Raw genomic sequence first — 21,285 nt, forward strand, 5'->3', positions numbered from 1 at the left:
GACCGTGTCTCTTCCGCGGGACAGAGGGGGATGCCGCTGTGGCGGTGACATCGCAGAAGCTGAACCACTGGCGGCGCGGGCTCGGCACCGTGCCCGACTCCGTATGGCTGCGGACGGAACTGCGGGTGCTGATCCTGGCGGAGAACGGGCTGACGGAGATCTCGCCGCGAATCGGCCGGCTGCGCCGGCTGCACACCCTCGATCTGGGGCACAACGCGCTGACCGCCGTCCCCGATGAGCTGGGCGAGCTGACCGGCCTGGACCGGTATCTCTATCTGCACGACAACCGGCTGGCGGAGCTGCCGCGGTCGCTGGGGCGGCTGACGCGGCTGCGCTACCTCAACATCGGCGAGAACGCCCTCACCCGGCTCCCGGACACCGTCGGCGGAATGTCGGGGCTCGTCGAACTGCGGGCGCAGCACAACCGGTTGAAGGACCTGCCGGAGTCGGTCGGGTCGCTGGGCAGACTGCGCGAGCTGTGGCTGCGCGGCAACGGGCTCGTGCGGCTGCCGGACAGCGCCGGCGGGCTGACCGAGCTCCGGCATCTGGACCTGCGGGAGAACTCGCTGACCGGACTGCCCGATGCGATGGCGGGTCTCCCCCTGCTCCGCCATATCGATCTGCGGAGCAACCGCATCCGCGCGCTGCCGGACTGGCTCGCCGGGCTCCCGGCCCTCGAGAAACTGGATCTGCGCTGGAACGACATCGCACCCGCGCCCCGCCTGCTCGATGAGCTGGCGCGGCGCGGGTGCGTGGTCCTGACCTGAGGTTCTCCGCGCGCGTCAGGTGAGGTCGAATTCGCCGTCGCGCGCGCCGAGGACGAAGGCGCGCCACTCCCCGGGCGTGAAGATGAGTGCTGGTCCTTCCGGGTTGCGGCCGTCCCGCATCGCGATATAGCCCTCGACGAAGGCGATCTGGACATCGCCCGTGCCCTGGCTGCTGGACTGCCACTCGGCGTTGCTCAGGTCGAGCTTGGGCTTCTTGAACCCCGCCGGCGGCTGTTGTGTGGTGCTGTCGGCCACGTCCGTGCTCCTCCCGGTTCGTCTACCCCGGTCAGCCTAGCGATCGTGACGGGTGCAGCACAGGCCGCGAGCACATTACGCACCGGGCGGTTCGGCGCCGACCAGCCACATGGAGAAGAACTGCGAGCCGCCGCCGTAGGCGTGTCCGAGCGCCCGGTGTACTCCCTCCACCTGGTGCTCGCCCGCGCGGCCCCTGACCTGCAGCGCCGCCTCGGCGAAACGGATCATTCCGGACGCGCCGATGGGGTTGGTGGACAGGACTCCGCCAGAAGGGTTGACGGGCAGGTCACCGTCGATTTCCGTGACACCCGATTCGGTGAGTTTCCAGCCCTCTCCCTCGGCCGCGAAACCCAGGTTCTCCAGCCACATCGGCTCGTACCAGGAGAAGGGCACGTACATCTCGACCGCGTCGATCTCGCGGCGCGGGTCGGTGATCCCGGCCTGCCGGTAGACGTCGGCGGCGCAATCCTTCCCGGCGCGCGGGGAGACGTAGTCCTTGCCTGCGAACATCGTCGGCTCGCTGCGCATCGCCCCGCCGTGCACCCATGCGGGCGGATACGGGGCCCGGGCAGCGCCCGCCCGGCCGGTGAGGACCATCGCACAGGCGCCGTCGGAGGACGGGCAGGTCTCGGAGTAGCGGATGGGGTCCCAGAGCATGGGCGAGGACTGCACCTTCTCCAGGGTGATGTCGTGCTCGTGGAGGTGGGCGAGGGCGTTCTTGAGGGCGTTGCGGCGGTCCTTGTAGGCGACCAGCGAGCCGATGGTGTCGGGCGCGCCGGTGCGGCGCATGTACGCCCGGACGTGCGGGGCGAAGAAGCCGCCCGCGCCCGCGAGCAGCGGCTGCTGGAACGGGATGGGCAGGGACAGGCCCCACATGGCGTTGGACTCGGACTGCTTCTCGAAGGCGAGGGTGAGGACGGTCGGGTGGACGCGTGCGGCGACCAGGTTCGCGGCGACGAGCGCCGTGGAGCCGCCGACGGATCCGGCCGTGTGCACGCGCAGCATCGGCTTGCCCACCGCGCCGAGCGCGTCGGCGAGGTAGAGCTCCGGCATCATCACGCCCTCGAAGAAGTCGGGGGCCTTGCCGATGACGACGGCGTCGATGTCCGCCCAGGTCAACTGGGCATCCTCGAGGGCTGTCACGGCGGCTTCCCGTACGAGCCCGGCGATGGACACGTCGCGGCGCGCGGCGACGTGTTTGGTCTGGCCGATGCCGACGACGGCGACGGGCTCCTTGCTCATGCCGGTTCCCCTTCCAGGACGGCGACCAGGTTCTGCTGGAGGCAGGGGCCGGAGGTGGCGTGGGCGAGGGCGCGGTCGGAGGCGCCGCGGTGGATGCGGGCGGCGGCCTCGCCGAGGCGGATGAGCCCGGCCGCCATGACCGGGTTGGCGGCGAGCGCCCCGCCGGACGGGTTGACGTTCACGCTGGGGTCGAGCCGCAGCGCCTTGCGCAGCACGATCTCCTGGGAGGTGAAGGGGGCGTGCAGTTCGGCCGTGTCCAGGGGCCGTTGGAAGGCGCCGGCCCGCTCGGCGGCGAGGCGGGTGGAGGGCGAGTCGGTGAGGTCTCGTACGCCGAGGCTGTGGGCTTCGATGCGGTGGTCCATGCCGCGGATCCAGGCGGGCCGGGAGCACAGCCTGCGCGCCGCGTCCCCGGCGGCGAGGACGACGGCGGCCGCGCCGTCGCCGACGGGCGGCGCATCGTGCGAGCGCAGCGGCTGTACGAGGTAGTCGCCGCCGAGGAGTTGACCGGGCTCGGCCGAGCCGCGGAGCTGCGCGTGCGGGTTGTCCGCGGCGGACGTACGGCTGCGCGCGGCGACCCCGGCGAGCTCCCGCTCGTCCGTGTCCCCCGCGTCGATCAGCGCCTGGGCCTGGAGCGCCGCGAGGGAGACGGAGTCGGGCCACAGCGGGGCCACGTAGTACGGGTCGAGCTGGCGGGTCAGCACGTCGCGCAGCCGGCCGGGCGAGGACTTGCCGTAGGCGTAGACGAGCGCCGTATCGGCCTCGCCCGTGAGGAGTTCGACCCAGGCCTCGTAGAGCGCCCAGGCGCCGTCCATCTCGACATGGGACTCGGAGATCGGCGGCCAGGCGCCGACGCCGTCGAGGGCCATGGTGAACGAGAAGGCCCGGCCCGCGAGATAGTCGCTCGAACCGGAGCAGGTGAAGCCGATCTCGCCCGCCTTGAGGCCGACCTGGCCCAGTACGTCCTGGAGGACGGGGATCAGCATCTCGACCTCGGACACCTCGGCCGTGTCGGCGCGGTGGCCGGTCTGGGCGAAGGCGACGATGGCAACACCCCTGTCGTCCCTGTCTTCGCTGGAGTCCCGCGTCACAGCAGCTCCTTGTACGTGTCGTAGTCCGCGTCGGGCTCGCCGGTGGGGCGGTAGTGGTCGGGGTAGCGGCCGCCCTCGGTCCATACGGGTTCGACGCGCAGCCCCATGCGCACCTGGTCGTACGGGATGCCCGCAATGCGGCCGTGCAGCGCGAGGTCGGCGCCGTCCAGCGCGATGTGGGCGTAGACGTAGGGCACTTCGATGTCGAGATTCGCCGGGTGACGAGACTTGATGTTGACGATGCAGAAGGTGGTGACCGTGCCGCGCGGCCCGGTCTCGACCTGCTCGGCCGTGGCGACGCCGCAGGTGGGGCAGGCGCCGCGCGGCGGCACGTAGACCTTCCGGCAGGAGGGGCAGCGCTCGCCCACCATGCGGCGGTCGGCCAGGGCGGCGAGATAGCGGGTCTGGGCGCGGCCGGGCGAGTAACTGTACTCGAGCCGGGCGGGGGCGACGATGCCGCTGACGGGGTCGGCGAACTCGCCGCTGTGCGGGGCGGCTTCGGCGCCCGTTCCGTTCTCGTGCAGGCCCTCGTACGGCTCGAAGCAGGCGATGTCGGTGATGGCACCCGTACGCTCGGCGGCCCACCGGATGCGCACCCGGAGCCCGGTCCGTACGGCCTCCGGGCCCGGCGCGTCGAGGGCGTGCAGCAGGGCGGTGTCGGCGCCGTCGAGGCGGACGAGGACCCAGGCGAACGGGGTGGCCAGCGGCTGGTCCGGGCGGGGTGCCGGGTTCCAGGCCCAGGTGGTGACGGTGCCCGTGGTGCCGACCTCGACGAGTTCGCGCAACTCGTCCGCGGTGACCGGGTCGTACTCGACGGGCGGTACGAGCACCCGGCCTGCGCTGGTCCGCACGCCGAGTACGGTGCGCTCGCGCAGCCCGGTGAGGAAGGCGCTCTGGACCGGCCCGAGGGAGCGGGTGAAGGGGAATTCCACGACCAGCGGTGCGCGGAGCACCTCCGGTGCGGGGGTGGCTGTCATGGGGTTTGTGTCCTCCGTCGCGGGTCGGTGGGACTACGCCCGCCGGAAGGCGGGCGGGCGCTTCTCCGCGAAGGCCGTGGAGCCCTCCTTCGCGTCGGCGGTGTCGAAGATGGGCCAGCCGCGCTCGAGTTCGAGCTTCAGGCCCTCCTCCTCGGTGAGGTCCGCGCTCTCGTACACGCTGGCCTTGACGGCCTCGACCGCGAGCGGCCCGTTGGCGTTGATCAGCTCGGCGGTCTCCAGCGCCTTGTCCAGCGCGGTGCCGTCGGGGACGACCTGACCGACGAGGCCGATGCGCTCGGCCTCCGCGGCGCTGTACGGGCGGCCGGTGAGCAGCATTTCCAGGGCGTGCGTGCGGGGGATCTGGCGCTGGAGGCGGACGGTGGAGCCGCCGATCGGGAAGAGTCCGCGCCTGACCTCGAAGAGGCCGAAGGTGGCGCTCTCGCCCGCGATACGGATGTCGGTGCCCTGGAGGATCTCGGTGCCGCCCGCGACGCAATGGCCCTCGACGGCGGCGATCACGGGTTTCCGGGGGCGGTGGTGCCGGAGCATGGCCTTCCAGTGGAGGTCGGGGTCGGCTTTCATCCGGTCCCGGTACTGCCGGCCGTCCATCCCCTGGCCCGCGAGGGCTTTGAGGTCCATGCCCGCGCAGAAGGCGCCTCCCGCGCCGGTGAGCACGACCGACCGGATGGCGTCGTCCTCGTCGGCCTCCAGCCAGCCGTCGTACAGCCCGACGAGCATCGGCAGCGAGAGCGCGTTCTTCGCCTCCGGCCGGTTGAGAGTGAGCACCAGCGTGGCGCCTTCGCGCTGCACGGTGAGGTGCTTGGTCCCGCCCATGACAGTCCTCCCGTCTCGAGACCTAGAACAGGTTGCAGGAGGCGGAGGGTCAGTTCAAGAGTTTTCTGACTCTCAGTCAGATTTCTTCGGCGAGGTCTCTTCCCACCTGCCGCCACTGGCGCTCTAATGACCGCCCAGGCCAGTGACGCGCTTCCGGGGGACGCCCCAGAGCCCCGGCGGGATCAGGAGGAGCGGTGGAGTTCAACCTTGCCGACCTGTTCGAGTCGATCGCCGACGCGGTCCCCGACCGCGAGGCGCTGGTGTACATCGACCACCCGGGAACCGGCGCCGAGCGTCGGCTCACGTACGCCGAACTCGACGCGGCGGCCAACCGGATCGCCCACCACCTCGCGGACAGCGGCATCGGCACGGGCGAGCACGTCGGCCTGCACCTCTACAACGGCGTCGAGTACCTCCAGACCCTGCTGGCCTGCCTGAAGACCCGGGCCGTGCCGGTCAACGTCAACTACCGGTACGTGGAGGACGAACTGGTCCACCTCTACCGGGACGCCGACCTGGCCGCGCTGGTCTTCGACGCCGAGTTCACGGGCCGCGTCGCGGCGGCGCTGCCGCGGACGACGAGGCTGCGCCACCTCGTCCGCGTCGGCACGCCCCCCGCCGGTGACCCCGAACCACACATCGCCCCAGTGGACTTCGCCGAGGCCGAGGCGTCCGGTTCCGGCGCGCGGGACTTCGGACCGCGCTCCGCCGACGACCAGTTCATCATCTACACCGGCGGCACCACCGGCATGCCCAAGGGCGTGATGTGGCGCCAGGAGGACCTGTTCTTCGCCGGCATGGGCGGCGGCGCGCCGACCGGCGCACCGGTCACGCGGCCCGAGGAGCTGGCCGAGCGGGTGGCCGCGGGCGGCGAGGGCCTCGTCTTCTTCCCCACTCCGCCGCTGATGCACGGCACCTCCACCCTCACCGCGTTCATCGGCTTCCACTTCGGGCAGAAGGTGGTTCTGCACCGCAAGTACGTGCCGGAGGAGGTGCTCCGGACCGTCGAGCGGGAGAGGGTGAGCAGCATCTCGCTCGTCGGCGACGCGATGCTGCGGCCGCTGGTCGACGCCCTTGCGGGCCCGATGAAGGGGACCGACACCTCCTCGCTGTTCAGCGTCAGCAGCTCGGGCGCGATCCTCTCCGAGGCGATACGGGACCGGTTCCGCGAGCTCGTACCGCACACGATGCTGCTGAACAACTTCGGCTCGTCGGAGTCCGGATTCAACGGCACGGCGACCGACGACTCCGCCAAGGGTTTCCGGGTCCAGGTCAACCACCGTACGACCGTGGTGGACCCGGCCACGCTGAAGCCGGTGGCGGCGGGCGAGCCCGGCAGGATGGCGCAGTGCGGCCATGTGCCGCTCGGCTACTACAACGACCCGGCGAAGACCGACGAGACGTTCTTCGAACTGGACGGCGCCCGGTGGGTGCTGCTCGGCGACATGGCGACCGTGGACGCCGACGGGGTCGTGACCGTACTCGGCCGCGGCTCGCAGTGCATCAACACCGGGGGCGAGAAGGTCTACCCGGAAGAGGTCGAACAGGCGCTGAAGGCGCACCCGGACGTGTACGACGCGCTGGTCACGGGCGTACTGGACGGGACCTGGGGCAACCGGGTCTCGGCGGTGGTCCAGCTGCGGGAGGGCGCGGCGGAGCCGACGCTGAAGGACATCCAGGCCCACTGCAGGGCCAGGCTCGCGGGCTACAAGATCCCGCGGGGCCTGGTCATCGCCCCCCGGATCCAGCGCTCCCCCAGCGGCAAGGCGGACTACCGCTGGGCCCGCAAGGTCGCCGCCAACGGCAGGGTGTGACGCCTACTGGCTCTTGGCGGCGGCCTTGGCGAACTCGGTGGCGACGGCGTCGTTGAACGCCTTCAGGTCGCCCGGTTTGCGGCTGGTGACCAGGGTGGCCGGGCCCCGGTCGCAGATGTGGACCTGCTCGTCGACCCAGGTGCCGCCGGCGTTGCGGATGTCGGTCCGCAGGCTGGGCCAGGATGTCAGGGTGCGGCCGCGGACCACGTCGGCCTCGACCAGGGTCCATGGCGCATGGCAGATCGCCGCCACCGGCTTGCCCGCGTCGAAGAAGCCCCTGACGAAGGCGACGGCCTTGCCGTTCAGGCGCAGGAAGTCGGGGTTGGCGACGCCTCCGGGCAGAACCAGGCCGTCGTACTCCTCCGGCGAGGTGTCGGCGACCGCCTTGTCCACCGGGAAAGTGTCGGCCCTGTCGAGGTGGTCGAACGCCTGGATCTTGCCGTTCTTGGTGGAGACCAGCTCGGGCGTGCCGCCCGCGTCCTTCACCGCCTGCCACGGGTCGGTCAGCTCGATCTGTTCGACACCCTCCGGGGCCACGAGGAAGGCTACCTTCACGATCTTCACGTCCTCTCGGACCGTTGGCTCTTTCGCCTACGACCGCACGACTGCCCGCGTAAAGCGGGATAAAACGACCCTTCGGCGCCCGCTGGCGCAAGGAGGTTGCCCTTTGTCTCACGACCCCTACACAGAGCCACGGGCCGTGACCCGTGGCTCCGAGGCGTTCAGGCCCGGGTCCGGGGTGGCTCCCGGGAGGTGTCGCCGACGACCCGGTGCCCGTTGAAGATGCCGAGCCGCTCCCGGTAGAGCTCGATCGGCACCCCGTTCGGATCGCGCAGATAGAGGCTGTCCTCCACTCCCCGGTCCGGGCCCGCGTACGGGATGCGGGCCGCGTCGAGCGCCTGGCGCGCCTCGTCGAACTGCTCGTCACCCACCGACAGGGCCAGGTGCTGCACACCGCCGATCGTCTCGGTGAACGGCGGGTGGTCGTGGCCGGGGAAGTCGAAGAAGCCAAGCAGATTGCCATGGCCGATGTCGAAGAAGAAGTGGGTCGAGCCGCGGTAGTCGCGGTTCTCCACGATCTCGACCAGCGGGAAGCCGAGGAACCCCTGGTGGAAGCGGATGGTCTCCTCGACGTCCCGGCAGATGAACGCGATGTGGTGAATGCCGCGGGCGGTGGTCTCGGACCGGTCCTCGCCCGTGCGGAGGTACCGAGCGCGCAGCTTCTCACGGCGCGCTCGCACGGCCTCCAGCGCGGCTCCCTCGGGCTGGGGCATCCCGGTTCCTCCTGCGGATGTGATGGCAGAAACCTGGCAGATTCCTGACGGTTCCTCGCGGATTCCTCGCGGATCCCCCGCGGATTCCTCGCGGATCCCCCGCGGATTCCTCGCGGATTCCTGACAGATTCCCGGCCGATTGATTGGGGCTTCAACCTCCATCCTGCCTCCTGGCCGCGGTGAGGAACGCTCACCAGGGCCCGGTCCCGGCAGGTGGCGTTACGAGGCGGCGAAGCGGTCGCGCAGCTCGCGCTTGAGGATCTTTCCGCTGGCGTTCCGCGGCAGCTCCTCCACCAGGATCACCCGCTTGGGCGCCTTGAAGTGGGCCAACCGCTCTCGCGCGTGATCGACGAGCTCCTGCGGTTCGACCTCCCCGCGCGGCACGACGACGGCCGTGACCGCTTCGATCCACCGGTCGTCCGGCAGGCCGATCACCGCCACCTCGGCGACCCCGGGGTGCTCGTACAGCGCGTCCTCCACCTGGCGCGACGCGACCAGGACTCCCCCGGAGTTGATGACGTCCTTCACCCGGTCGACGACGGTGAAGAAGCCCTCGGAGTCGCGCACGGCGAGGTCGCCGGAGCGAAACCACCCGTCCCGGAAGGCCTCGGCGGTCTCCTCCGGCTTCTCCCAGTAGCCCTCGCACAGCTGCGGGGAGCGGTAGACGACCTCGCCCGGGGTGCCGTCCGGCACCTCTTGGCCCGACTCGTCGACGACGCGGGCCTCGACGAAGAGCACCGGGCGCCCGCAGGAGTCCATCCGTCCCTCGTGCTCGCCGGGGCCGAGCACGGTCGCGAGCGGGCCGATCTCGCTCTGGCCGAAGCAGTTGTAGAAGGCCAGGCCGTCGAGGCGGGCGCGGAGCCGCTCCAGCACCGGTACGGGCATGATCGACGCCCCGTAGTACGCCTTGTGCAGACCCGTCAGATCGCGTTCGTCGAACCCGGGGTGGCCCGCGAGACCGATCCACACGGTGGGCGGGGCGAAGAGGCTGTCCGCCCGGCCCGCCTCCACCAGGTCGAAGATCCGCGCGGCGACCGGCGCGTCGAGGATGGTGTTCTCCGCGCCCACGGCGAGGTAGGGCAGCAGGAACACGTGCATCTGCGCCGAGTGGTACAGCGGCAGCGCATGGACCGGCCGGTCCGTCTCCTTGAGGTCGAGCGCGGTGATGGCACTGACGTACTCGTGGACCAGCGCGCGGTGCGTCATCATCGCGCCCTTGGGCAACGCGGTGGTGCCGGAGGTGTAGAGCAGCTGGACGAGGTCACCGGCGTCCGGTTCCATGCCCGGTTCCGCGTCCGGTCCCGCGCCCGCGGCGTACGGACGGGCGGTGCGCAGCCGCGCAAGCAGCGAGTCGTCGCTGTCGCGCAGCAGTTGTACGCCGCACGTGTCCGGAATCTCGTGCCGCAGGCCCGGGTCGGCCAGCACCAGCGAGCTCCCCGACTGCCGGAGGATGTAGTGCAGATCCTCCCCGGTGAGGCCGTGGTTGACCGGCACGTGGACGAGTCCCGCGCGAGCGCAGGCGAGGAAGCCGATCAGATACGCGTCGGAGTTGTGGCCGTACGACGCGACGCGGTCGCCGGGCCGCGGTCCGTGCTCGCGCAGGACGCCGGCCGCCGCGGACACGGCCTCGTCCAGCTCGCGATACGTCCAGGCGCGGTCCTCGTACCGCACGGCCGTACGGTCCGGCACCCGCCGTGCGCTGCGCCGCAGAACGCCGTCCACCGTGCTGCTCCGTACACCGGTCATGGCGCGATCCTGTGTGGCGGACGCGGCCGGGTCAAGGTGGCGTGCCCGGTCACGGGCCGCGGACCGCGTGCGTCACACGGTGCGTTCGCGCCCCTCCCAGTACGGCTCGCGCAGCCGCCGCTTGTAGAGCTTGCCGTTGGGGTCGCGGGGCATCGTCGCGATGAAGTCGACGGACCGCGGCCGCTTGTAGGCCGCGAGCCGCTCCGCGCAGTGAGCCAGGATGCCGGCGGCGAGGGCCTCCCCCGGCTCGTGTCCCTCCGCGGGCTCGACGACCGCCTTGACCTCCTCGCCCCAGTCGTCGTGCGGGATGCCGAAGGCGGCGGCGTCCGCGACGGCCGGGTGTGTGAGGAGGGCGGACTCGATCTCCGCCGGGTAGATGTTGACCCCGCCGGAGATGATCATGTCGATCTTGCGGTCGCGGAGGTAGAGGTAGCCGTCCTCGTCCAGATAGCCGAGGTCGCCGACGGTGAAGAAGTCGCCGATGCGGTTCTTCCGCGTCTTGGCCTCGTCCTTGTGATAGCTGAAGGTGCCGGTGCTCATCGTCATGTAGACCGTGCCGAGCTCACCGGCCGGCAGCCGATTGCCGTCGTCGTCGAAGACGGCGATCTCGCTGACCGGCCACGCCTTGCCGACGGTCCTTGGCCTCTTGAGCCACTCCTCGGCGGTCGCGACGGTGCCGCCGCCCTCGCTCGCCGCGTAGTACTCCTCGACGCAGTGGCCCCACCAGTCGATCATGGCTCGCTTGACGTGGTCGGGGCAGGGTGCGGCGCCGTGGATGGCGTGCCGCATGGCGGAGAGGTCGTACGAGGCCCTGACCTCCTCCGGCAGGGCGAGCAGGCGGTGGAACTGGGTGGGCACCATGTGCGTGTGCGTGCAGCGGTGCCGGTCGATCATCCGCAGCATCTCCTCCGGCGTCCACTTGTCCATCACGACGACCCGGTGGCCGATGTGCAGGGACGCGCCCGCGAACTGCAGCACCGCGGTGTGGTAGAGCGGCGAGCCGACGAGGTGGACGTTGCCGTCGAAGGGCTGGATGCCGAAGATGCCGAGGAGGCCGCCGAGAGCGTACTCCTCCGGCGGCTGGCCGGGCAGCGGCCTACGGATGCCGCGCGGGCGGCCCGTGGTGCCCGAGGTGTAGTTCATGACCCAGCCGAGCGTGCGCTCCGAGGGCGGGGTGTCCGGCTGCCCGGCGAGGAGGTCGTCGTACGGCCGGAAGCCGTCGATGCGGCCGACGGCGTAGCGCCGCTCGGCGGGCAGCCCGGCCTCGTCGGCCGCCCTGGTGGCCTGCTCGCCGAACCGCTCGTGGGCGATCAGCGCCTTCGCCCCGGAGTCGGCCACGATCCAGGCGATCTCGGGTCCTACGAGGTGGTGGTTGACGGGCACGAGGTAGAGCCCGGCCTGGGAGGCGGCGAGGTACGCGGTGAAGAACTCGACGCCGTTGGGCAGGACGGCGGCGAACGCGTCGCCCCGCCCGAGCCCGGCCGCGCGCAGCCCGTGCACCAGCCGGTTGCACGCGGCGTGCAGCCGGCCCGCGGTCCACTCCTCGCCGTCGGGGGCGATGAGAACCGTACGGTCCGGGTCCTGGGCCGCCTGCGCCCAGAATCCATTGGGGGCTTCCGACATGGCTCGGATCTCCTTCCGGGGGAGTTCGGCGAGTGAGGGCGGGTCAGACGGCGCGCCCGGCGATGCGGTTGATGCGGTCGACGGCGCGCTCGAAGCCCCGGGTGAGGTCGTCGAAGACAGCCTGCACGCTGCGCTCGTAGTTCATCGAGCCCACGATCTGGCCAACCGGCGTACCGAGCAGCGGCTCCACCTCGTACTTCTGGATACGGGAGACGGCTTCGGCGACCAGCAGCCCCTGCAGCGGCATCGGCAGCGGCCCCGGACCCGCCGGATCGTCCCAGGCGTCGGTCCACTCGGTGCGCAGCTGGCGGGCGGGCTTGCCGGTGAGCGCGCGGGAGCGCACGGTGTCGCCGGACCCGGCCGCGAGGAGTTTGCGCGTCAGTGCGCGCGAGTGGAGGTCGGCTTCCTCCGTGGTGAGCCAGACGGAGCCGAGCCAGACCCCCTGGGCGCCGAGCGCGAGCCCGGCGGCGATCTGCTCGCCGGAGCCGATGCCGCCCGCGGCGAGCACGGGCAGCGGGTCCACGGCGCGTACGACCTCGGGCGTGAGGACCATGGAGGCGATCTCGCCCGTGTGGCCGCCTGCCTCGTACCCCTGGGCGACGACGATGTCGATGCCCGCGTCCGCGTGCCGCCTGGCGTGTTTGGCGCTGCCGGCGAGGGCGGCGACGAGGATGCCGTGGTCGTGGGCGCGGGCGATGACGTCGGCGGGCGGGGAGCCGAGTGCGTTGGCGAGCAGTCTGATCGGGTAGTCGAACGCGACGTCCAGCTGGGAGCGGGCGACCTGCTCCATCCAGCCGGTGATGCGCCACCCGGAGGCCTCGCCCTCGGCGAGCTCGGGGACGCCGTGCTTGGCGAGGACGTCGCCCACGTACTGGCGGTGAGCCTCGGGGATCATCGCCTCGACGTCGGCCTCGGACACCCCCTCGACCTTCTTGGCGGGCATGACGACGTCCAGGCCGTACGGTCTGCCACCGGTGTGGTCCTGCATCCAGTCGAGGTCGCGGGCCAGCTCCTCGGGGGCGCCGTAACGGACCGCGCCCAGCACGCCGAAGCCGCCGGCCCGGCTGATGGCCGCGGCCACGGCGGGGAACGGCGTGAACCCGAAGACGGCGTGCTCCGCACCCAGTCGCTTGCTCAGCTCCGTCTGCATGGGCGCAGGATGCCGCAGCGGGCGGGACGAGGGAAGAGATTTTCTGATGCTACGTCAGATTGCGCTCATGACGGGAAGAAAGTTTCAACGTTCCGGTTGGCCGATCGAAAGATACCTTCAGGAGGTCTTGTGAAGTGGCGTCAGTTCGGAACCGGAGTGCTGGCGCTCTGCGGAGCGTTCGTCCTGACCTCCCCGCCCGCGCGCGTATCGAGCTGTCGGGCTGGTCCGCCTCCGAGGACGGAGACCGCCGCCGGGCGGCCCGGGCTACTCCCCCAGCACCGCCATCGCCGCGTTGTGGCCCGGGATGCCGCTCACCCCGCCGCCGCGGACCGCACCCGCGCCGCACAGCAGGACGTTGGAGTGGCCGGTCTCCACGCCCCACCGCCCAGTGCCCTCGGTCGCGTACGGGAAGGCGAGCTCCCGGTGGAAGATGTTCCCGCCGGGCAGACCCAGGTCGCGCTCCAGGTCCAGCGGGGACTTCGCCTCGATGCACGGCCTGCCGTCGGCGTCGGTCGCCAGGCAGTCGGCGATCGGCTCGTCGAGGCAGGCGTCCAACTGGGCCAGGGTCGACTTCAGCAGTTCCTCGCGCACGGCGTCGTTGTCCCGCTCGAACAGCCGGGCCGGGGTGTGCAGTCCGAACAGCGTCAGGGTCTGGTAGCCCTGGGCGACCAGCTCCGGGCCGAGGATCGACGGGTCGGTCAGCGAGTGGCAGTAGATCTCGGAGGGCGGTGCGCTGGGCAGCTCCCCGGCCGCCGCCTGCTCGTACGCCGTCGCCAACTGCCTGTAGCCCTCGGCGATGTGGAAGGTGCCGGAGAACGCCTCACGCGGGTCGGCGTCCCGGTCACGCAGCCGCGGCAGGCGGCGCAGCAGCATGTTCACCTTGAGCTGCGCGCCCTCCGGCTTCGGAGCCGGTGGCTCCTCGCCGAGCAGCGCGGCCAGGGCGTGCGGGGCGGCGCCCACGAGGACGTGCCGGGCCGCGACGGTCCCCTCCATGTCGGCGGTGCGGTAGGTGACTTCGGCCCGGGTGCCGTCGGTGGCGATGGCGGTCGCCTCATGGCCCGTGACGATCTCGGCTCCGGCGGTGCGGGCCACGTCGGCGAGGGCGTCGGTGAGCGCGCCCATGCCGCCGACCGGCACGTTCCAGTCGCCGGTGCCGCCGCCGATCACGTGGTAGAGGAAGCAGCGGTTCTGCCGCAGGGTCTCGTCATGGGCGTCGGCGAAGGTGCCGATCAGCGCGTCGGTGAGGACGACGCCGCGCACCAGGTCGTCCGCGAAGGTCTCCTCGACGGCCCTACCCAGCGGCCGCTCGAACAGCGCCTGCCAGGCGGCCTCGTCCGCCACACGCTCGCGCAGCGCGGCACGCGTGGGCAGCGGCTCCGTGAGGGTCGGGAACACCCGCTCGGCCAACCGCTGCGTCATGCCGTAGAAGCGCTGCCAGGCCTCGAATTCACGGTCGGAGCCGGTGAGTTCGGCGAACGCGGCGCGCGTACGGGCCGGGCTGCCGCTGTCCACGAGCAGCCCGGTCGCGCGGCCGCCGCGCAGGGTCGGCGTGTACGAGGAGACGGTCCGCCCGGCGACCGCGAAGCGCAGGCCGAGGTCCTGCACGATCTTCTGCGGCAGCAGGCTGACGAGGTAGGAGTACCGGGACAGCCGGGCGTCGACACCGGCGAAGGGGCGGGTGGACACGGCGGCGCCGCCGGTGTGGTCGAGCCGCTCGAGCACGAGCACGCTGCGCCCGGCGCGGGCGAGATAGGCGGCGGCGGTGAGGCCGTTGTGGCCACCGCCGATGATCACTGCGTCGTACGAGTCCATGGCGGGCATGCCCCTTGTTAGCACGGCCCTGCCAGCGGCGCAGGCCAGACCCCTGCCGGGCGGTCCCTGGTGGGAGGCCGGTCCACTTGAACAGCGGTTGAACAGAAGCCGTCGGCGAGCCGTATGGGGCAGCGGCGGCCCGGCCTCGCGGGCCCGGTCCGCCGCGCCACCGTCGGCTTCGCACGGAAGGACCTGAGGGTTGTCGCTCTTCACGCGCTCTCTTCGGCTGCACACGGGCAAGGCACCCACGGAGGAGGGTGGCCCGGCACCGGACGGCCCCCCGGAGCGCACACCGGGTGGCACCGCCACTGACAACCCGGACAAGGGCGAGACGAAGAACGAGTCCGACGCGCACAAGGCCGAGGCGAGCGAGGCCGAGGCGAGCGAGGCCGAGGCGAGCGAGGCCCAGGCGAACGAGGCCGGCACGGACAAGGCCGAAGCCAACGGAGCCGAGACCGGCGAAGCCCGCACCTACGGGGACGGCCCGAACGAGGCCGTCGCAGGCGGCGGCTGGCGGGAGGAGCACCCCGCGGCGGCGCAGGCCGTGGCGCGGGTGACCACGGTCTGCGCCGCCGTACTGGTGCTCCTCGCCCTCCTGCTGCCGAACGACCTGGCGCGCCTCACGCCCGGCGCGTTCGTGCGCATCCCGGTGGAGGGGCTCCTCGGCGCGGCCCTGCTGCTCATGCTGGCGCCGAAGGCGCGACGCGTGGTGGCGGTGGCCGTGGGGGCGGGCCTCGGCCTGCTGACCATCCTCAAGTTCCTCGACATGGGCTTCTACTCGGTCCTGGACCGGCCGTTCGACCTGGTACTCGACTGGATCCTCTTCGACGACGCCCAGGCGTTCCTCAGGGACTCCGTCGGCCCGGCCGGTGCGATCGGTGCCGTGATCGGGGCCGCGGTCCTCGCCCTCGCCCTGCTCGTCCTCACGGCGCTGGCTATCGTCCGGCTGAGCAGCCTGATGGTGCGGCACCGAGTGAGGGCGACCCGTATCACGCTCGTGCTCGGGACCGCCTGGATCACCTGCGCCGCGCTCGGCGTGCAGATCGCCGACGTGCGGGTCGCCTCCCGAAGCAACATCCAGCTCATGGAGAACCGTGCGCACCAGGTCAGGGCGGGGCTGAGGGACGAGCGGGTGTTCGCGAAGGAGGCCGCCGTGGACGCCTTCGACGACACCCCGGCCGACCAGCTGCTGACCGGGCTGCGCGGCAAGGACGTCCTGATCACCTTCATCGAGAGCTACGGCCGCAGCGCGGTCGAGGACCCGGGGATGGCGCCGCAGGTCGACGCGGTGCTCGCGGACGGGACCGAACGGCTGCGCAAGGCCGGGTACTCGTCCCGCAGCGCCTGGCTCACCTCACCGGTGGCGGGCGCCGGCAGCTGGCTGGCCCACTCCACTTTCCTGTCGGGTCTGTGGATCAAGAACCAGCAGCGCTACCGCAACCTCACATCGACCGACCGCATGACCCTCACCAGCGCCTTCCGGCGGACCAAGGCCTGGCGGACGGTCGGCATCGTGCCGGGCGTCACGCGGGCCTGGCCCGAGGGGAAGTTCTTCGGGCTCGACCACATCTACGACTCCCGGCAACTCGGGTACAAGGGCCCGAAGTTCAGCTGGTCGCCCGTACCCGATCAGTTCAGCCTGTCGGCCTTCGAGCGCCTGGAGCACGGCGAGCCGGGCCGCAAGCCGATGATGGCGGAGATCATCCTCACGTCCAGCCACGGCCCCTGGGCACCTCTTCCCAAGATGCTCGGCTGGGACGAGCTCGGTGACGGCACGGTCTACGACCCCATCGAAAAGGCGGGCAAGGACCCCAAAGAGGTGTGGCAGGACGTCCCCCAGCTGCGCACCGAGTACCGCCGCTCCATCGAGTACTCGCTGAACAACCTCATCTCCTACGTGGAGAAGTACGGCACCAAGGACACCGTGCTCGTCTTCCTCGGCGACCACCAGCCCTCCCCGAGGGTCACCGGCGAGGCCGCCGGCCGGGACGTTCCCGTCACGATCGTCGCCCACGACAAAGACGTGCTCGACCGCATCTCCGGCTGGGGCTGGGAGGACGGCCTCAAACCCGGCCGGAAGGCGCCGGTCTGGCGGATGGACACCTTCCGCGACCGCTTCCTCACCGCCTACGGCCCGCAGCCCCGCTCCGCCCCGTCCGCGTCCCCGTCGAAGCGGTGACCGCCGGGGGAACACATCAGGGGGCTACGGACGCGTGCCGCGCTGCTGGCGGCGGAGGGCGGCGACGCGGTGGTAGAGCTCGACCGCCTCGGCCGGGCGGCCGAGCTGCTCCAGGCAGTGGGCCTCATCGTTGCGGCTGGTCAGAGCGTCGGGGTGGTCCGCCCCGAGGATGTGCTCGCGCGCGTCCGCGACCTCCCGGTAGACGGCGAGCGCGTCGGACCAGCGCCCGAGCCGGCCGAGGCCGACGGCCACCTCGCGCCGACTGGCGAGCGTGTCGGGGTGGTCCGGGCCAAGGACGCTCTCGCGGATGGCGGATACCTCGCCGGCCTCGGCGAGCGCCTCCTCCCAGCGGCCGAGGCGTCCCAGGTTGACCCCGAGGCCGTGCCGGGCCCGCAGCGTCTCGGGGTCGGCAGGCCCCTGGGCGCGGGTACGGTCCTCCACCAACTCGCGGTACAGCGCCAGCGCTTCCGCGCTGCGCCCGAGTCGTCCCAGGGTGATCCCAACCTCGTAGCGGGCGGCGAGCGTGTCGGGGTGGTCGTGCCCCAGGGCCTGGCCGCGGGCCTCGGCGACATCGCGGTACGCCTCGAGGGCCTCGTGCCAGCGGCCCAGCTGCCCGAGGGCGTGGGCGACCTCGCAGCGGGTCACGAGCGTGTCCGGGTGGTGCCCGCCGAGGACGCGGGCACGGTCGGCCGCCACCTCGCGCGCCATCTCGTACGAGTCCTCGAGCCGCCCGAGCCGCCCCAGGTTGAAGGCGACGTCGTGGCGGCAGCGCAGGGTGTCCGGGTGGTCGGGGCCCATAGTCCGCTCGCGGGCGGCGAGCACGGCCGCGTACACCTCGTGGGCCTCGAAGTGGCGGCCGAGCCGCCCGAGCGCGTACGCGGTCTCCTGACGGGCGGTGAGCGTGTCGGCGTGGTCCGCCCCGAGCACCCGCTCGCGCCCCGCGGCGACTCTGCTGAACTCGCGGAGCGCGTCGGCCGGGCGGCCCAGACGGCTGAGGGTGAAGGCGACTTCATAGCGGCTGGCGAGCGTGTCGGGATGGTCGGGGCCGAGGGCGTGCTCGCGCTCGGCGGCGACCGAGCGGTGCACCTCTCCGGCCTCCTCCCAGCGGCCGAGCCGGCCGAGGCTGAGCCCCGCGCTGTGCCGGCCGGCGAGGGCGGCGAGGAGCCCGGGCGGCGGTACGGGCCGCTCCTGCCCTGAGGGCGGCGGCGCGGGCCGCCCGGTGTCGGCGCGGGCGGTCCACTCGCCGGTGAGCCCGGCGGACGGGTCCGGTGGGGTGGTTCCGGGAGCGCGGCCGGCATGCGCCTTGGAGCCGGTGGTCATGCCACGCGCCCACGCGGGCAGCCGCGTCGGTCCCGGCCCCACGTACGGCAGCGCGGCGAGTCGCGCCCCGGAGTCGGCGCCACCCCAGGCGGCTTCACCCCAGGCAGCGCCACCCCAGGCGGCGCCTCGGTCCCCGGAGACGCCAGGGCCTGCCGCGGCTCGCGCCGTGACGATCCGCTCGCCCAGTTCCGCGGCGTCGCCGGGGCGGTCCTCGGGGTCCTTGGCCAGCAGGTCGAGGACGATCCGCTCGAGGGATTCGGGGAGTTCGGGCCGGTGGGTGCGCAGCGGCTCGGGCGCGGTGTCGCGGTGGCCGACCAGCACCGCCCAGGCGTCGCCGTGATCGAACGGCGGGGCTCCGGTGGCCATCTCGTACAGCACGCACCCCAGCGAGTAGAGATCGCTGCGGTGGTCGAGGGCGTCGCCCGCGATCTGCTCGGGCGACATGTAGGCCGGGGTGCCCATGGCGACGCCGGTACCGGTCAGGCGCGCCGTGAAGCCGATGTCGTGGCCGAGCCGGGCGATGCCGAAGTCGCAGATCTTCACCGTGCCGTCGGGGAGCCGCATGATGTTCGCGGGCTTGAGGTCGCGGTGCACGATGCCCTGCCGGTGGGTGTAGGCGAGGGCGGCCGCGACCTGGTCGGCGATCTCCACGATGTCCGGTACGGGCAGTGGGTGCTGCTCGTTGTCCGCCAGCAGCTGGCTGAGGTTGCGCCCGTCCAGCAGCTCCATCACCAGATAGAGCACCCCGTCGTGCTCGCCGAAGTCGTGTACGACGGTGACCCCGCGGTGCTGCAGGGCCGCGGCGACCCGCGCCTCCCGCCGGAACCGCTCGCGGCGCATCCGGCCGAAGGCCTGGTCGTGCTGCTGGTCGTGGTGCGGGCCCACCGGCTTGAGGCATTTGACGGCCACGCGCCGCCCGAGCGATTCGTCGAGCGCCCGCCACACCTCGCCCATGCCGCCGCGCCCGATCAGCTCGAGCAGCCGGTACCGGCCGTGGATCAGCCTGGTTTCCCCCATCGCGTACCGCCGCCCCCGTCGATTCGCCGCGCCCTCCCGGCTTCGTCCAGTATGGCGGCCGGTCCGCGCAGCTTGTAGGGCGAGGGACGGGCCTGGGGGCCGAGCCGCGCCATGGCCTTGAGGATGTGTCCCGGCGGCAGTTTCCAGCGCAGCTCGGCGGGCACGGCGCGGAGGATGCTCCCGGTGGCCCGCAGGCGCTTGGTGACGGTCCCCGGTGCGGGCGCGGGACGGCCGTACAGGAGGTGGGCGTAGGGCGGCAGGGCCGCGTACGCGAGTGCTGCGACGCGCCGCCAGAGCACCTCGCGCGCGGGGACGAGCAGCGGGTGGATGGGCGGGCGGCGGAGGAAGGCATCGACCTCGTACGCCTCGGGGCCCGCGGCGAGTTCGGGCCGTACGCGCTCGAAGTAGGCGGCGAGCCCGGCCGTGTCCGCGGGGACCGCGGCAGGGTCGAGGCCGACGAGGCGGGCCGCCTCGCGCTGCTCGTCGACATAGGCGTCGGCCTGGCGGCCGGTGAGCGGGAACCCGGAGCGGCGCGCCACCTGGAGATACGAGTCGATCTCCGCGCAGTGAACCCACAGCAGCAGGTCCGGCTCGTCCACGCCGTAGCGCTCGCCGCTGTCCGGGTCGGTCGCGGTGAGGTGCCGGTGGATGGCACGGACCCGGGCCCCGGCCTTCTCGGCGGCCTCGGTGGTGCCGTAGGTGATGGTGCCGACGAAGTTGGCGGTGCGCAGCAGCCGGCCCCAGGCGTCCTTCCTGAAGTCGGAGTTCTGGATGACGCCGCGGACGGCGCGCGGGTGCAGCGCCTGGAAGTACAGGGCGCGCACCCCCGCGATCCACATCACGGGGTCGCCGTGCATCTGCCAGGTGACCGAGTCCGGGCCGAAGAGCCCTTCATCGCCATCACCCATGGCCGCCACCTCCCGATGACCAGGCTAAGACGTGCGTAGCGGGGTGCGCCCCGGCGGGCATCGCGGCCCGTGTCCGCTCGGCTAGCGCCGAACTCTTGGCATGCCCAGGCCGATCCAGGAGATGATCTCCCGCTGGATCTCGTTGTTGCCGCCGCCGAAGGTGAAGATCACGGCGCTGCGGTAGCCGCGTTCCAGCTCGCCGTGGAGCACCGCGCCGGCGGAGCCCTCCTTCAACGGGGCGGCCGCGCCGACGATCTCCATCAGCCAGGCGTACGCGTCCCGGCGGGCCTCGGAGCCGTAGACCTTGACGGCCGAGGCGTCCTGCGGGGTGAGCGCGCCGCGCTGGAGGGCGTCCACCATCTGCCAGTTGAGCAGTTTCATGGCGTCGAGCCGGGCGTGCGTACGGGCGAGGCGGCCGCGGACCCAGCCGAGGTCGATGACGCGGCGGCCGTCGGCGAGCTTGGTGTCGGCGGCCCAGCGCTGGACGTTGTGCATCGCGCGAATGGCCATGGTGCCGTGCGCGGCGAGGGTGACGCGCTCGTGGTTGAGCTGGGTGGTGATGAGCCGCCAGCCCTTGTTCTCTTCTCCGACGCGGCGGCTGACGGGGACGCGGATGTTCTCGTAGTAGCTGGCGGTGGTGTCGTGCGAGGCGAGGGTGTTGATGCGGGTGCAGGAGTAGCCGGGGTCCGAGGTCGGCACGAGGAGGATGGAGATGCCCTTGTGGGGCGGCACTCCTTCTTCGACGGAGGCGGTGCGGACGGCGAGCCAGACCCAGTCGGCCGTGTCGCCGTTGGTGGTCCAGATCTTCTGGCCGTTGACGACGTACGTGTCCCCGTCCCGTACGGCCCGGGTCTTGAGCGCGGCGAGGTCGGTGCCCGCGTCGGGCTCGCTGTAGCCGATGGCGAAGTCGATCTCGCCGGAGAGGATCTTCGGCAGGAAGTACGCCTTCTGCTCGTCGGTGCCGAACTGCATGATCGTCGGGCCGACGGTGTTGAGGGCCATCAGGGGCAGTGGTACGCCCGCCTGGGCGGCCTCGTCGAAGAAGATGAACTGCTCCATCGGGCTCATGCCGCGGCCCCCGTACTCGGTGGGCCAGCCGACGCCGAGCCTGCCGTCGGCCCCGAGGCGGCGGATGATCTTTCGGTAGAACCGCTTCTGGTCGGCGGGGTCGGCATAGCGCGCGTAGGCGTTCTCGGGCACCAGCTCGGCGAAGTAGGCACGCAGCTCGGCGCGCAACTGCTGCTGCTCGGGCGTGTATTCGAGGTGCACGGCCCCTCCT

At 72.0% G+C, this 21,285-nt stretch carries 17 protein-coding genes; 3 read left to right on the plus strand and 14 right to left on the minus strand.

What is annotated here, in order from left to right:
* Positions 1-38: 38 nt before the first annotated feature.
* Positions 39-767, plus strand: a complete 729-nt coding sequence (locus ACTWQC_RS22275) for a leucine-rich repeat domain-containing protein (RefSeq protein ID WP_443317541.1) — start codon at positions 39-41, stop codon at positions 765-767.
* Between the two features lie 15 nt (positions 768-782).
* Here the strand turns inward: ACTWQC_RS22275 and ACTWQC_RS22280 are convergent, their stop codons facing one another.
* The 5 genes from ACTWQC_RS22280 to ACTWQC_RS22300 all read right to left on the minus strand — a co-directional run bounded on the left by ACTWQC_RS22280 (position 783) and on the right by ACTWQC_RS22300 (position 5,163).
* A complete protein-coding gene (locus tag ACTWQC_RS22280) occupies positions 783-1,022 on the minus strand; it encodes a DUF397 domain-containing protein (RefSeq protein WP_443317542.1) in 240 nt (79 codons plus the stop codon).
* 75 nt (positions 1,023-1,097) lie between these two features.
* Positions 1,098-2,264: a thiolase domain-containing protein gene (locus tag ACTWQC_RS22285; RefSeq protein WP_443317543.1), complete on the minus strand. Its 1,167-nt coding sequence runs from the start codon at positions 2,262-2,264 to the stop codon at positions 1,098-1,100.
* Positions 2,261-3,352, minus strand: coding sequence for a thiolase domain-containing protein (locus ACTWQC_RS22290; RefSeq protein ID WP_443317544.1), 1,092 nt, complete (start codon positions 3,350-3,352; stop codon positions 2,261-2,263). The genes ACTWQC_RS22285 and ACTWQC_RS22290 overlap by 4 nt, the downstream gene beginning before the upstream one ends.
* Positions 3,349-4,329, minus strand: a complete 981-nt coding sequence (locus ACTWQC_RS22295; protein WP_443317545.1) for an OB-fold domain-containing protein — start codon at positions 4,327-4,329, stop codon at positions 3,349-3,351. Before ACTWQC_RS22295 ends, ACTWQC_RS22290 begins: the two co-directional genes overlap by 4 nt.
* 33 nt (positions 4,330-4,362) lie before the next feature.
* The gene (locus ACTWQC_RS22300) at positions 4,363-5,163 is read right to left on the minus strand and encodes a crotonase/enoyl-CoA hydratase family protein (protein ID WP_443317546.1); all 801 of its coding nucleotides are present in this window, start codon (positions 5,161-5,163) and stop codon (positions 4,363-4,365) included.
* A gap of 194 nt (positions 5,164-5,357) precedes the next feature.
* Here ACTWQC_RS22300 and ACTWQC_RS22305 point away from each other — a divergent pair, with 194 nt between their 5' ends.
* Positions 5,358-6,977 (plus strand): acyl-CoA synthetase, encoded by a 1,620-nt coding sequence (locus tag ACTWQC_RS22305; RefSeq protein ID WP_443317547.1) that lies wholly within the window; start codon positions 5,358-5,360, stop codon positions 6,975-6,977.
* Between the two features lie 3 nt (positions 6,978-6,980).
* On the opposite strand, the gene ACTWQC_RS22310 is transcribed toward ACTWQC_RS22305, so the two are convergent.
* The 6 genes from ACTWQC_RS22310 to ACTWQC_RS22335 all read right to left on the minus strand — a co-directional run bounded on the left by ACTWQC_RS22310 (position 6,981) and on the right by ACTWQC_RS22335 (position 14,591).
* Positions 6,981-7,532, minus strand: a complete 552-nt coding sequence (locus ACTWQC_RS22310; protein WP_443317548.1) for a type 1 glutamine amidotransferase domain-containing protein — start codon at positions 7,530-7,532, stop codon at positions 6,981-6,983.
* Between the two features lie 167 nt (positions 7,533-7,699).
* Complete coding sequence (locus ACTWQC_RS22315; RefSeq protein ID WP_443317549.1) at positions 7,700-8,251, minus strand: VOC family protein; 552 nt, start codon at positions 8,249-8,251, stop codon at positions 7,700-7,702.
* Between the two features lie 219 nt (positions 8,252-8,470).
* Positions 8,471-9,997 (minus strand): acyl-CoA synthetase, encoded by a 1,527-nt coding sequence (locus ACTWQC_RS22320; protein WP_443317550.1) that lies wholly within the window; start codon positions 9,995-9,997, stop codon positions 8,471-8,473.
* A 72-nt stretch (positions 9,998-10,069) separates the two neighbouring features.
* Positions 10,070-11,620 carry an acyl-CoA synthetase gene (locus ACTWQC_RS22325; protein ID WP_443317551.1) on the minus strand — a complete coding sequence of 517 codons (1,551 nt, stop codon included), beginning with the start codon at positions 11,618-11,620 and terminating at the stop codon, positions 10,070-10,072.
* Between the two features lie 43 nt (positions 11,621-11,663).
* Positions 11,664-12,770, minus strand: coding sequence for an NAD(P)H-dependent flavin oxidoreductase (locus ACTWQC_RS22330; RefSeq protein ID WP_443317552.1), 1,107 nt, complete (start codon positions 12,768-12,770; stop codon positions 11,664-11,666).
* Between the two features lie 264 nt (positions 12,771-13,034).
* Positions 13,035-14,591 carry a phytoene desaturase family protein gene (locus ACTWQC_RS22335; protein ID WP_443317553.1) on the minus strand — a complete coding sequence of 519 codons (1,557 nt, stop codon included), beginning with the start codon at positions 14,589-14,591 and terminating at the stop codon, positions 13,035-13,037.
* Between the two features lie 190 nt (positions 14,592-14,781).
* On the opposite strand from ACTWQC_RS22335, the gene ACTWQC_RS22340 reads away from it, so the two are divergent.
* Positions 14,782-16,761 (plus strand): sulfatase, encoded by a 1,980-nt coding sequence (locus ACTWQC_RS22340; protein WP_443317554.1) that lies wholly within the window; start codon positions 14,782-14,784, stop codon positions 16,759-16,761.
* A 24-nt stretch (positions 16,762-16,785) separates the two neighbouring features.
* Here ACTWQC_RS22340 and ACTWQC_RS22345 read toward each other — a convergent pair whose 3' ends face one another.
* The 3 genes from ACTWQC_RS22345 to ACTWQC_RS22355 all read right to left on the minus strand — a co-directional run bounded on the left by ACTWQC_RS22345 (position 16,786) and on the right by ACTWQC_RS22355 (position 21,275).
* Positions 16,786-19,098, minus strand: a complete 2,313-nt coding sequence (locus ACTWQC_RS22345) for a tetratricopeptide repeat protein (protein WP_443317555.1) — start codon at positions 19,096-19,098, stop codon at positions 16,786-16,788.
* A complete protein-coding gene (locus ACTWQC_RS22350) occupies positions 19,080-20,006 on the minus strand; it encodes an oxygenase MpaB family protein (protein ID WP_443317556.1) in 927 nt (308 codons plus the stop codon). Before ACTWQC_RS22350 ends, ACTWQC_RS22345 begins: the two co-directional genes overlap by 19 nt.
* An 81-nt stretch (positions 20,007-20,087) precedes the next feature.
* Positions 20,088-21,275 (minus strand): acyl-CoA dehydrogenase family protein, encoded by a 1,188-nt coding sequence (locus ACTWQC_RS22355; RefSeq protein ID WP_443317557.1) that lies wholly within the window; start codon positions 21,273-21,275, stop codon positions 20,088-20,090.
* Positions 21,276-21,285 lie beyond the last annotated feature (10 nt).

The organism is Streptomyces sp. 8N616, from assembly GCF_052246385.1.
GTDB lineage: Bacteria > Actinomycetota > Actinomycetes > Streptomycetales > Streptomycetaceae > Streptomyces.

Coding starts and splice junctions, on each gene's coding strand:
- ACTWQC_RS22285 (WP_443317543.1), bottom strand. CDS start 2,264: ATGAGCAAGGAGCCCGTCGCCGTCGTCGGCATCGGCCAGACCAAACAC.
- ACTWQC_RS22325 (WP_443317551.1), bottom strand. CDS start 11,620: ATGTCGGAAGCCCCCAATGGATTCTGGGCGCAGGCGGCCCAGGACCCG.
- ACTWQC_RS22345 (WP_443317555.1), bottom strand. CDS start 19,098: ATGGGGGAAACCAGGCTGATCCACGGCCGGTACCGGCTGCTCGAGCTG.
- ACTWQC_RS22300 (WP_443317546.1), bottom strand. CDS start 5,163: ATGGGCGGGACCAAGCACCTCACCGTGCAGCGCGAAGGCGCCACGCTG.
- ACTWQC_RS22350 (WP_443317556.1), bottom strand. CDS start 20,006: ATGGGTGATGGCGATGAAGGGCTCTTCGGCCCGGACTCGGTCACCTGG.
- ACTWQC_RS22295 (WP_443317545.1), bottom strand. CDS start 4,329: ATGACAGCCACCCCCGCACCGGAGGTGCTCCGCGCACCGCTGGTCGTG.
- ACTWQC_RS22335 (WP_443317553.1), bottom strand. CDS start 14,591: ATGCCCGCCATGGACTCGTACGACGCAGTGATCATCGGCGGTGGCCAC.
- ACTWQC_RS22330 (WP_443317552.1), bottom strand. CDS start 12,770: ATGCAGACGGAGCTGAGCAAGCGACTGGGTGCGGAGCACGCCGTCTTC.
- ACTWQC_RS22320 (WP_443317550.1), bottom strand. CDS start 9,997: ATGACCGGTGTACGGAGCAGCACGGTGGACGGCGTTCTGCGGCGCAGC.
- ACTWQC_RS22315 (WP_443317549.1), bottom strand. CDS start 8,251: ATGCCCCAGCCCGAGGGAGCCGCGCTGGAGGCCGTGCGAGCGCGCCGT.